Below are 10,754 nucleotides of genomic sequence, written 5' to 3'. Positions count from 1 at the left end.
GCGCTCGACGCGCTCCGGCCCGAGCCGGCTCACGTGCCCTCCGCCCGGGACGCGGGCCGGGGCCGCAGGCGCCGCGCAGATGTCCTTCTTGCCCGGCTGGCGCTCCTCGGTCGTGCGTTCAGGCCCGTCTCCCCGGCGCAGGGCGGTCGGCGGCGGACGGTCCAGGGAGGAGGCCAGCAATGATGCGCATGTCGAAACGCTTCGCGATCCTCGTCGCCGCCGTTGCAGCGGCCACGGGCTTCGTGGCGCTCCACACCGCGGCGGGAGCACGGACGACGGCGAGGGACTTCCAGGCGCGGTTCACCGAGACCAACGCCTCGATCACGAACCGAGCCGCCGATCTCGGCGTCTTCCAGCTGATCAATACGGCGGCGGGGACAGTCGACGGGTATGGCCCGGCGACCATGGTGCTCGCGATGAGCCAGGACCGCTCGGTGCAGCCGTGTGGCCCTGGAAGCTGGACGAACGCGGGGATCCGCCGGATCGTCGTGGAGCGCGGTGTCCTCGTCCTCCGCGAGGTTGCCGAGGTCTGCGAGACGGAGATCGGCCTCGTCGGACGGGGCACCTGGACAGTCGACGGCACCTCGAGCACCGGCATGTTCGCCGGCGCCCACGGGAGCGGACGCGACGCCGTCTACCTCGAGGCACGCGAGTCGACCCTCACGGGCAAGCTGAGACTCCGGCACGACGACCGGTGAGCAAGATGCTGCGCTTCGCCGCACTCGTCGCGCTCGCGGCGACCGCAACGGTGATCGCCGGCCGGGGCATGACCGCGCTGGCGGTGACCGAAACGGCCGAGCACGGGGTCGCGAGGTCGTGGCCGACCACGTGCACGGTGTCGATCCAGGTGGCCGGTGTCCCCACGGACGTCGAGGCTTCCCACAGCGCCGTCTGGGTCGCGACGGGGCTGGGTGGGATCGTCCGCGTCGATCCCTCGACGAACGACATCGTCGCGAGGATCCGGCCGGGCGGCTCGGTCACCCGGCTCGCGCGCGGGCTCGGCGCCGTCTGGGCGCTCGACCTCTTCGGCGAACGCCTGCTGCGCATCGACCCGCGCACGAACCGCGTCGTGCAGAGCATCGCCGTCGACCCGCTGCCGAGCGCAGTGGAGGTTGGTCACGGTCTCGTCTGGGTGGCGAGCCAACTCGCATCGACCGTCTCCGGCATCGATCCGCGAACAGGGCAGGTCGTCAAGCTTGCGCGCTTCGCACGGGGGGAGCTGTGGCCCGGCGCGCTTGCCGTCGGCCGCAGTGGAGTCTGGGTCGTCACCGCTGCAGGCAACGAGGTGAGCGTTTTCGATCCCGGGACGATGACGTTTCGCCATCGCCTGGCCCTCCCGGGCGCGCGCACCTTGGCCGCGGCGGGGCAAGAGGCCTGGGTCGGGATCGCCGGTGGCACCCTCCTGCGTGTCCGCAACGACACCATCGCGCGCGTCGCCCTCGGTACGCGCGGTGACGGGTACGGGCCCTCGCTCGCGGCGGGGGGACGCATCTGGGTCGGGGACCGGAGCGAGGTCGTGGCGCTCGATCCCTCGACCGGCGCCGTCGTCCTCAGGGCCCGCCTGCCGCGGGGTACGGACGCCGGACCGATCGCCGGCGGTCGCGAGCTCTGGATCGTCGACGGCGCCCGGCACGCGCTCGTGCGCCTGCGGCAGTGCGAGCGACGACAGGGGGCGACTCGGTAGGCCCGACTAGAGGCTTGTTGCGGGTTGGAGGTGCGTGCCGGGAGGGCATGCGCCAAGCAGCGGCGTCGGCTCGGGCGGCGTGCAGGCTGGACGCCTGGATGCCGACCGAGACGACGGCGATGCGCCGCGCGCAGGCCCCCGTCCGTGCGTGTCTACAACCCGCATCGAGCCTCTAGGCCTTGCCGGCTGCGCGGGCGAGGAGGTAGGCCTGCACGAAGCCGTCGAGGGCGCCGTCGAGGACGCCCTGGGCGTTGCCCACCTCGAAGTCGGTGCGGTGGTCCTTGACCATCTGGTACGGGTGGAGGACGTAGGAGCGGATCTGGCTCCCGAACCCGACGTCGACCTTTGCCCCGCGCTCCCTGGCGAGCTCGGCCTCGCGCTCCTCCTCCGCGAGCTCGGCGAGACGAGACCGAAGCATCCGCATCGCCGTCGCCTTGTTCGAGGTCTGCGAGCGCTCGTTCTGGCACTGCACGACGATCCCGGTCGGAAGGTGGGTGATGCGCACGGCCGAGTCGGTCTTGTTGACGTGCTGCCCACCCGCGCCGCTGGCGCGGTAGGTGTCGATCCGGAGGTCGCCCTCGTCGATCTCGACGTCCTCGCTGTCGGGGAGCAGCGGCGCGACGACGACCTGGGCGAACGCGGTGTGGCGCCGGTGCGCCGAGTCGAACGGCGACAGCCGGACGAGTCGGTGCACGCCGCGCTCGGCCCTGAACAGCCCGTACGCGTTCTCCCCGCGGACGAAGAACGTCGCGGACTTCAGGCCCGCCTCCTCGCCGGGGCTCGCCTCGACGAGCTCCGTCTGGAACCCGCGGTCGGCGGTCCACCGCAGGTACATGCGAAGCAGCATCTCGGCCCAGTCCTGCGCGTCGGTGCCGCCCGTGCCGGCGGTGATCGTCACGACGGCGTCGCCGGCGTCGTACTCCCCGTTGAAGAGCGCCTCCTCCTGGAGGCGGGCAAGCTCGTCTCGAACGGGGACGACCTGTTCGGCGACCTCGTGCTCGAGCGCGGGGTCGAGCTCCAGCAGCTCGGTCGCGTCGTCCACTTCGCGCTGGAGAGACTCGTAGCGCTCGAGCTTCCGCGTGACCCGCGCGTGCTCGGTGGAGATGCGCGCCGCCTCGGCCTGGTCGTCCCAGAACCCGGGAGCCCCCATCGTGTCCTCGAGCTCCGTCCGGCGGCGGCTCAGCGCGTCCGGGTCAAAGGTAGTCACGGACCCAGGCGAGCTGGGCCCCGAGCTCCGCGAGCTGGTCGGCGACGGGTCTGTCGTCGGTGACTGCCATGCGCGCGATCGTAGCCGAGCGGGCTCCGGGTTCGGCTCCCCGTGCACAATCCGGCGAGGACGGGGGCCGGGTCCTCCGGCCGGGAGGCCAGACCTGGGTTACCCGCGCGCCGCGCTGAAGGAGGGGACCCGTCGGGGAACCATGGGGTTCCCCCACGATCACGCGCCGTGGCAGCGCTTGAACTTCTTGCCGCTCCCGCACCAGCACGGATCGTTGCGGCCGATGTCGCGGTGCTCGTTGACGACCGGCTTCGGCGTTCCCATGGCCGTCGTCTCCGGCGGGGGCGCGAGCGCCGTCGCAAGACCGCCACCCGCGGCGGCGATCGCGTCGGCGCCCTGCAGCTGCTCGTGCTCGTACGCCAGCGCCTGCGGCGCGGCGGCCGGCTGGAGCTGCTCCTCCGCCTCCTCGCGCTGCACCTCGACGTGGTAGAGCGTCAGCACGACCTCCTCGCGAATCGTCCGGCCGAGCTCCTCGAACATCGCGTGCCCCTCGCCGCGGTACTCGACGAGTGGGTCCTTCTGGGCCATCGCCCGGAGGTGGACGCCCTCGCGGAGGTAGTCCATCGAGTCGAGATGCTCGCGCCAGCGGGTGTCGACGATCTGCAGGATCACGTAGCGCTCGATCTCGCGCATGAGCTCGGGACCGAACGACTCCTCGCGCTCCGCGTACGTGTCGAGCGCGTCACCCACGAATTCCTCGACGAGCGCGTCCCGGCTGGTGACGTCGACCTCCTCGCTGAGCTCCTCGACCGTGATGTCGGTGCCATAGAGCGCGTGCATCTGCGTCACGAGACCGGCGAGGTCCCACTCGTCGGTCGTCTCTGCGTCCGTGAACTGCGAGACGTTCGCGCCGATGACCTCCTCGATCCACCCTTCGATCTCGTCGGAGAGGTCGTCACCCTCGAGCACGCGGCGCCGCTGGTCGTAGATGACGACGCGCTGGCTGTTCATCACGTCGTCGTACTTGAGGACGTTCTTACGCGAGACGAAGTTCTGCTCCTCGACCTTCTTCTGCGCGTTCTCGATCTGGCGCGAGAGGATCGACGCCTCCATCGGCTGGTCGTCCGGGATCTTGAACCGCTCCATGATCCCGTGGATGCGGTCGCCGGCGAACAGGCGGACGAGGTCGTCCTGCGCCGAGAGGTAGAAGCGCGTCTCGCCGGGGTCGCCCTGACGACCCGAGCGGCCGCGCAGCTGGTTGTCGATCCGGCGCGACTCGTGCCGTTCCGTGCCGAGCACGTAGAGCCCGCCGACCTCGCGCACACCCTCGCCGAGCTTGATGTCGACGCCGCGGCCCGCCATGTTCGTCGCGATCGTGACCGCACCCGGCTGGCCCGCGTCCTTGATGATCTCGCCCTCGCGCTCGTGCTCCTTCGCGTTGAGCACGTTGTGCGTGACCCCGCGTCGCGTGAGGAGCTCCGAGAGGTACTCGGAGGTCTCGACCGCGATCGTCCCGACGAGCACCGGCTGCCCGATTTCGTGGCGCTCGACGATGTCCTCGGCCACGGCCGCCCACTTGGCGTCCTTCGTCTTGAAGATGAAGTCGTTCTCGTCCGCACGTGCGACGGGGACGTTCGTCGGGATCTCGACGACGTGCAGGTTGTAGATCTCGACGAACTCCTTTTCTTCCGTCTTCGCCGTTCCGGTCATCCCGGCGAGCTTCTCGTAGAGCCGGAAGTAGTTCTGCAGCGTGATCGTCGCGAGGGTGACGTTCTCCTCGCGGATCGGCACCCCCTCCTTCGCCTCGATCGCCTGGTGCAGGCCCTCGCTCCAGCGGCGACCCTCCATGATGCGGCCGGTGAACTCGTCGACGATCTTCACCTCGCCGTCCTGCACGACGTAGTCGACGTCGCGCCTGTACAGCGACTGCGCCTTGAGCGCCTGCGTCAGGTGGTTGACGAGCTGGACGTTGCGCGGGTCGTAGAGGTTGTCGATCCCGAGCGCGCGCTCGACCTTGTCGAGGGCGGTCTGCGCGGGCGACACGGTCTTGAACTTCTCGTCGTAGAGGAAGTCGGCGCCCGAGAGCTCCGTCTCGTCCTCACCCTTCATCGCCTTCCGCGTGAGCGGCGCGCCCTCGAGCTCGCGGACGACGCGCGCGAAGTCGTAGTACGTCTTGGCCGCGGTCTCGGGCTCGCCCGAGATGATCAGCGGCGTCCGAGCCTCGTCGATCAGGATCGAGTCGACCTCGTCGACGATCGCGTACACATGGCCGCGCTGCACGGTGCCCTCGAGCGCGACGGCCATGTTGTCGCGGAGGTAGTCGAACCCGAACTCCGAGTTCGTCCCGTAGGTGATGTCGGCCGCGTAGGCTTCGCGCCGCTCCGCGAACGGCATCATGTTCTCGATCGAGGAGACGGTGACGCCCAGCCGGTCGTACACCGGCCGGTTCCACTCGGCGTCGCGCTTCGCGAGATAGTCGTTCACCGTGACGAGGTGGACGTTGTCGCCGGCGAGCGCGTTCAGGTAGAGGGGCGCGCTCGCGACGAAGGTCTTTCCCTCACCGGTCTTCATCTCGGCGATGTCGCCTTCGTGGAGCGCGATGCCGCCCATCAGCTGGACGTCGAAGAGCCGCTGCCCGGATTCCCGCTTCCGCGCCTCGCGGACGGCGGCGAACGCCTCGTAGAGGACGTCGTCGAGGCTCTCGCCGTTCTCGATCCTCTGCCTGAACTCTGCGGTCTTCGCGAGGAGGTCCGCGTCCGAGAGCGTCTCGAAGTCGGGCTCCAGGGAGGTGATGTACGCCGCCTGCTCGGCGAGGCGCTTGAGGCGCCGGCCCTCGCCGATGCGGAGGACCTTCTCGAAGCGACCGAAGCTCTGGCTGGGCATGGTCAGAGGGTACCGTGTGCCCGGCGCCCCGACCGCCGCGCACATTCTCCGAACGGTCTCCTCACCGCGCCGTCACGCACCGGGAACATGATTCCGCTGTGCGCCGAATCGTCATCGTTGCGTCGTTGGCCTCCCTCCTCGTGCCGGCGACGGCCGCGGCGCTCCTCACGCCCGGCAGGACGGTGACGAACGCCGCGCCTGTGACCGCGCTCTCGGTCACGCACCGCTCCGTCGTGTACGCCGTCGGGCGGACGAAGGCGGCCTGCGGCCAGGTCCGGCTCTGGGACACCGGTACGCGCGGCCTCTGGTCGTTCGGCGAGCGCACGATCGTCGCGTGCGAGCAGAACCCGAGCGGCGGCTACGGGATCGCCCAGGTCGCGACGACCGGTCGACGGGTCTTCTGGGTGACGAATATAGGCGGCAACTTCACGGACTACCAGCTGTGGACCGCCACCGCGACCCGCCGGTCGGCCCGGCGCCTGGCGTTCGCCTCGAGCGAGACGGGCGGTCCGCCGGCGATCGTGCTGGGCGCCGGCACCACCGAGGGAGTGCCATACGCCGTCGGCGAGACCATTACGTACGTGAGCGCCTCGGGGGCCCGCCTCTTCCGCACGACCGTCGACAGCCCGGTCCGGCTGCTCACGTCCGCGAGGGGCGTCGGCACGGCGCGCGTCCTGGCGGCGCTCGCTGACGGGAGGGTCGTCCTGCTCTCGAAAGCGGGAAGCGTGCTCCGCACGGACGACTATCCCTCTTCTGCCGTGCGAGCGATCGCCTTCGCGCTCGTCGGGCCGCTCGTCCAGGTGGGAGACACGGTGAACGTCGGCCCCTTCACCGGCGGGACGAAGGTCACGCTGCCGGCCGGAGCGCTCATGCTCGACTACCGGCAGGGGTCGATCTTCTACAGGCAGGGGACGCAGGCGCGCGCCCGGCGGATCGCCACCGAGGACGACACGCTGCTTCGGACGATGCCGCTCGAGCGGTGGGAGCCGATGCTCTTCTCCACCGACTGGGGCTCCGGGTGGGCGAGCGGGCGGACGGTCAGCTGGCGCTCCGGCCCGCCCGTCTGAGATCAGAGCGGCGCGACCGCGACCTCCCAGTCCGATCCCGTCAGGCGCGTCGCTGTCACGACATAGGTGCGGTGCCGCGACGCGCCGAGCTGCTCGAGCTCGGGCACGCCGGCGAGCGTCGGCTCCCCGTCGATCCGCACCGTGCGCTCGCCGCCGTCCCAGGCCAGCTCGACGGCGTCTCCACCGGGGTCGTCGGCGAGCGTGGCCGTCTCGATGCGTCGTGCTCCCACGACCCAGAGACCCCCGTCGCGGCGTACCGCACGTGCCCGGAAGGGCGGCGCCAGCCCCACGGCATCCCTGAGCACGGAGGGGTCCGAGAGTCCGTCCTCGACCACGACGCGGTCGTCTTCGAGCACGACGAACCAGGCCTCCTCGCCCGCGAGGTGCGGCGCGTCGACCGTCGCCACGAGGTCCCACTCACGGTGGCGGTGAAGCCCGTGGATCCCGACCTCGCCCCAGTGAGGCCCGGGATCGTGCGGCGGCCGCGGCATCGATCATCTAACCCTCGGCCCGGAGCGTCTGCTCGATCTCCTCGACGGGGACCGGCTCGGGCGGAGCGACACCTTGTGCGCGGCGTCGCGGTTCGTGCACCTTCTTGTCCCGCTCGCGCTCGACGAGCCGCTCCAGCTTGTCGACGAGGAGATCGGTCGCTGCCTCGAAGCTCGCCGCCGCTTCGCGGCCACGCAGATGCGAGCCCTTCAGGTGCAGCGCGGCCTCGACGACGTGGTCGTCGGCGATCCTCGGATTCCGCTCGCGGTCGAGCACGACCTCGACGAGGGTCGATTCGTGGAGGCGCTTGCCGAGCTTGGCGAACTTCGACTCCACGTAGCTCCGGACCCCGTCGTTGACGTGCCCGCGTCGCACCGTGACCTGCAGTCGCATGGCGCCTCCTCTGGTTGCTCACCTCCAACGGTAGATGATCGACGCCACGATCTGACGCGTCCGGCTGCGCGACCTGACGCGTCTGGGCCGCTTCCCGGGCCGGCAGCCCGCGCCCCGGCGCGTGCGATCCGGCGGCATCGATCGTCTAGCGCACCGCGCGGGCCAGGCACACGACGTCGACGCGCCTCGCTCCGGCGCGCCGGAGGGCCGTCGCGCACGCCGACGCGGTCGCTCCGGTCGTGTAGACGTCGTCCACGAGGACAACCCTCGGCGGAGCCTCGGAGCGGGCTGCGAAGGCGCCGCGGACGTTCTTGCGGCGCTCCGCCCGCGGAAGCCCTGCCTGGCGTCGCGAGCCCGCGGCGCGGACGAGCAACGGCGTCGCGGGCAGCCCCCAGAGGGCCCCGAGCGCGCGTCCGAGCTGCCGCGCGGGGAGGTGCCCGCGCTCACGGCCCCGCTCCCGATCCCCCGGGACGAACGTCACGACGTCGGCGTCCGGGCGCATCACCACCTCGTCGACCACGGAGGCGAAGACGCCGGCGAGGTCGCGCCTGCCGCGCTCCTTCCAGGCCGAGACGAGCGGCCGTGCATGGGCGTCGTAGACGACGGCACCGCGCGCCCGCGCGAAGGCGAGCCTCCTCCCGGCGCACTCGACGCACCTCCGGACCGGCCAGGCGCCCGGACAGCCACATCGCTCGCAGACGGGTGGGGCGATCCGGACGAGGCCCGTGAGGCACTTCTCGCAGAGCGCCGCGCCGGGGACGCCGCAGCCGGCGCAGCGGGACGGGAGGACGACACCGAGCAGGCCCATGCCCCGACCGTACGGCCGAGCCCGTGACAGGAGCGTGCCCATTTCGTGCCGACTTGGTGACGGTTCGAGCTACGGCTCGAGCACGGAGGCGGAGAGCATCTCCCGGAGGGCAGGTCGCTCCGCCTCGAGATCGGCAGGTTCCTTGACGGGGAAGAACCGCCCCCGCGGCCCCGAGCGCGGGACGACGAGATACGTCGTCTCGAGCTCCCAGCTGATCTGGTGGTACAGGCGCTCGAGCTGGACGGCCGCACGGCCGTCGACCGACTTGCGGACGTAGAGCCACGGCAGGTCGAAGTCACGGTCGAGCGCGTCGAGCGCGAGCGTGGTCGTGTTCGTGTTGAAGACCTCGATGCGGTCCTGGTCGAAGTCGGACGGGAACTGCGGCCCTTCGAGCAGCCCCAGCCGCCCCTCGACGCGCGCCGGCGCGCCGCCCATGTCTCCCTCCTTGCGGGCCACCTCCGCGGTCATCGGGCGACCCGCCCGGAGATGCGCGCCGACGACGACGGGATCGAGGCGCGCGCCGAGGTTGTCGACGTTCGAGACGGCGATGTGCTCGACCCCCCGCCGCCGGAGCTCGTCGAGCGTCCCAGAGCTGCGGAGCGCGGACAGCAGGTCGCCATGGCCCGGGGCGTAGAGCGACGGCATCCCGTCGTCGAGGAACAACTCGCCGTCCTCGGTGAGCCGAAGCGAGACGAACTGTGAGAACCAGAGCGGCTCGGGCACGCCCAGTGTCGCGACGTGCGCGCGGGTCGCGTCCGCCGTCTGGAAGCTCGTCATGAGAGCGACGGGGATCTCGACTCCGAGCGCCCCGCCGAGGCGGGCCGTCTCGCCGAGCTTCCAGGAGAGGAAGCTGCGGCCGTCCAGCGCCTCCACGGCGCCCTTGACGACGCCGCCGAACCGGGTCGCCATGCCTCCGGCAAGGACGACCTGCGCGACCTTGCCCGCCGTGAGCGCGTCGACGCCGGCGGCGCGCGCCTGCGCCCACTCGACGGAGCCGGGCTCCGGAAGCGGCGTCAGGTCGCCGCTCTCGGGCGGCTCGACCGTCCCGCCGGGGACGTTCGTGGCCGGCGAGAGCTCACCCGACGCCACGGCCCCCCGAAGCCGCTCGAACGTCTGCGCGTCGAACCCGTAGCGCACGAGCACCGCGCGCGTCGCTGGATCGAGCTCCTCGAGGATCATCGGGCCGCCGCCGCCTCGCGCGGGAGCGTCTCCGCATAGGGCGCGCGGTGGACGCCGCGCTCGGTGACGATCGCCGCCACGAGCGCCGCCGGGGTGACGTCGAAGGCTGGATTGCGTGCGGCGAAGCGTGGGGTGATCTCCGCCCCGTCGCGCTCCTCGATCGGGATCGCCTCGCCGGTGGCCGCCGACGGGTCGAGCGTCGACGTCGGTGCGACGACGACGAGCGGGATGTCGTGATGGGCCGAGGCAACCGCGAGGCCATAGGTGCCGATCTTGTTCGCGATGTCGCCGTTCGCCGCGATCCGGTCGGCTCCCGTGACCACGAGATCGACCTCGCCGCGGGCCATGAACGACGCCGCCGCTGCGTCGGCGATGACGGCGTGAGGGATCCCGAGCCGCTCGAGCTCCCACGCGGTGAGCCGGGACCCCTGGAGGAGCGGCCTGGTCTCGTCGACCCAGACGCGCTCGACGAGCCCCGCGTCCCATGCGGCGCGGATCGCACCGAGCGCGGTGCCGTACCCCCCGGTCGCGAGCCCGCCCGCATTGCAGTGCGTCAGCACGCGAGCCCTGGCCGGGAAGAGCGCGACGGCGTGCGCGCCCATCGCCCGGCACCGCTCGACCTCGTCCTCGTGCATTCGCTCAGCCCGCTCCCGGGTCGGCTCGTCGCGCATCGCCTCGAGCGCCCAGCGCAGGTTCACGGCGGTCGGGCGCGAGCCGGCGAGAACGTCGTACGCCGCGTCGAGGTCGTCTCCTCGCTCGGCGGCGAGCGCCAGGCCGTATGCGGCGGCGACCCCGATCGCGGGGGCGCCACGCACCGCGAGCACGCGGATCGCCTCGGCGACCTCGGTGGCGGTGCCACAGCGGAGCTCGATCTCCTCGTCAGGCAGGTGCCGCTGGTCGAGCACGACGACGGCGTCGCCCTCGAGACGGACGATCTCGTGGGGTGTGAGCTCGGCCACGGCCGGCGTACTCTAGGTGCCTCGCTCCGCGAGGCACCTAGAACCGCATGCGCCTACGTCCCCTCGTCCCACGAGG

At 71.5% G+C, this 10,754-nt stretch carries 10 protein-coding genes; 3 read left to right on the top strand and 7 right to left on the bottom strand.

The window, feature by feature from the left end:
• Window positions 1–188: 188 nt before the first annotated feature.
• Both VNM44_RS07455 and VNM44_RS07450 read left to right on the top strand, forming a co-directional pair.
• Entirely contained in the window at window positions 189–698 is a 510-nt protein-coding gene (locus VNM44_RS07455; RefSeq protein WP_325624417.1) for a hypothetical protein, read from the top strand.
• Window positions 695–1,684 carry a hypothetical protein gene (locus VNM44_RS07450; protein WP_325624414.1) on the top strand — a complete coding sequence of 330 codons (990 nt, stop codon included), beginning with the start codon at window positions 695–697 and terminating at the stop codon, window positions 1,682–1,684. Before VNM44_RS07455 ends, VNM44_RS07450 begins: the two co-directional genes overlap by 4 nt.
• 172 nt (window positions 1,685–1,856) lie before the next feature.
• Here the strand turns inward: VNM44_RS07450 and prfB are convergent.
• A protein-coding gene (gene prfB / locus VNM44_RS07445) for a peptide chain release factor 2 (RefSeq protein WP_340368627.1) occupies window positions 1,857–2,961 on the bottom strand; the annotation gives its coding sequence in 2 pieces (ribosomal slippage) (window positions 1,857–2,879 and window positions 2,881–2,961; 1,104 coding nt in all).
• A gap of 158 nt (window positions 2,962–3,119) precedes the next feature.
• Complete coding sequence (gene secA / locus VNM44_RS07440; RefSeq protein WP_325624407.1) at window positions 3,120–5,783, bottom strand: preprotein translocase subunit SecA; 2,664 nt, start codon at window positions 5,781–5,783, stop codon at window positions 3,120–3,122.
• Between the two features lie 98 nt (window positions 5,784–5,881).
• Between secA and VNM44_RS07435 the strand changes: the two genes are divergently transcribed.
• On the top strand, window positions 5,882–6,850 hold the full coding sequence (locus VNM44_RS07435; protein WP_325624403.1) for a hypothetical protein: 969 nt from the start codon (window positions 5,882–5,884) through the stop codon (window positions 6,848–6,850).
• A 2-nt stretch (window positions 6,851–6,852) separates the two neighbouring features.
• On the opposite strand, the gene VNM44_RS07430 is transcribed toward VNM44_RS07435, so the two are convergent.
• The 5 genes from VNM44_RS07430 to mtnA all read right to left on the bottom strand — a co-directional run bounded on the left by VNM44_RS07430 (window position 6,853) and on the right by mtnA (window position 10,678).
• Window positions 6,853–7,341 carry a hypothetical protein gene (locus tag VNM44_RS07430; protein ID WP_325624400.1) on the bottom strand — a complete coding sequence of 163 codons (489 nt, stop codon included), beginning with the start codon at window positions 7,339–7,341 and terminating at the stop codon, window positions 6,853–6,855.
• Between the two features lie 7 nt (window positions 7,342–7,348).
• Entirely contained in the window at window positions 7,349–7,732 is a 384-nt protein-coding gene (gene hpf / locus VNM44_RS07425) for a ribosome hibernation-promoting factor, HPF/YfiA family (protein ID WP_325624397.1), read from the bottom strand.
• A 145-nt stretch (window positions 7,733–7,877) separates the two neighbouring features.
• Complete coding sequence (locus VNM44_RS07420; RefSeq protein WP_325624394.1) at window positions 7,878–8,540, bottom strand: ComF family protein; 663 nt, start codon at window positions 8,538–8,540, stop codon at window positions 7,878–7,880.
• 69 nt (window positions 8,541–8,609) lie between these two features.
• Window positions 8,610–9,719, bottom strand: coding sequence for a UTP--glucose-1-phosphate uridylyltransferase (locus tag VNM44_RS07415; RefSeq protein ID WP_325624392.1), 1,110 nt, complete (start codon window positions 9,717–9,719; stop codon window positions 8,610–8,612).
• On the bottom strand, window positions 9,716–10,678 hold the full coding sequence (gene mtnA / locus VNM44_RS07410) for an S-methyl-5-thioribose-1-phosphate isomerase (RefSeq protein ID WP_325624387.1): 963 nt from the start codon (window positions 10,676–10,678) through the stop codon (window positions 9,716–9,718). Before mtnA ends, VNM44_RS07415 begins: the two co-directional genes overlap by 4 nt.
• Window positions 10,679–10,754: the final 76 nt, after the last annotated feature.

Source organism: Gaiella sp., from assembly GCF_035558935.1.
In the GTDB taxonomy this organism is placed as follows: domain Bacteria; phylum Actinomycetota; class Thermoleophilia; order Gaiellales; family Gaiellaceae; genus Gaiella.
This window is presented reverse-complemented; position numbering and strand designations above follow the sequence as displayed.

Excerpts from the sequence above, each read along its gene's own strand:
- VNM44_RS07455 (WP_325624417.1), top strand. The coding sequence starts at position 189 with ATGTCGAAACGCTTCGCGATCCTCGTCGCCGCCGTTGCAGCGGCCACG.
- secA (WP_325624407.1), bottom strand. The coding sequence starts at position 5,783 with ATGCCCAGCCAGAGCTTCGGTCGCTTCGAGAAGGTCCTCCGCATCGGC.
- VNM44_RS07430 (WP_325624400.1), bottom strand. The coding sequence starts at position 7,341 with ATGCCGCGGCCGCCGCACGATCCCGGGCCTCACTGGGGCGAGGTCGGG.
- hpf (WP_325624397.1), bottom strand. The coding sequence starts at position 7,732 with ATGCGACTGCAGGTCACGGTGCGACGCGGGCACGTCAACGACGGGGTC.
- VNM44_RS07420 (WP_325624394.1), bottom strand. The coding sequence starts at position 8,540 with ATGGGCCTGCTCGGTGTCGTCCTCCCGTCCCGCTGCGCCGGCTGCGGC.
- VNM44_RS07415 (WP_325624392.1), bottom strand. The coding sequence starts at position 9,719 with ATGATCCTCGAGGAGCTCGATCCAGCGACGCGCGCGGTGCTCGTGCGC.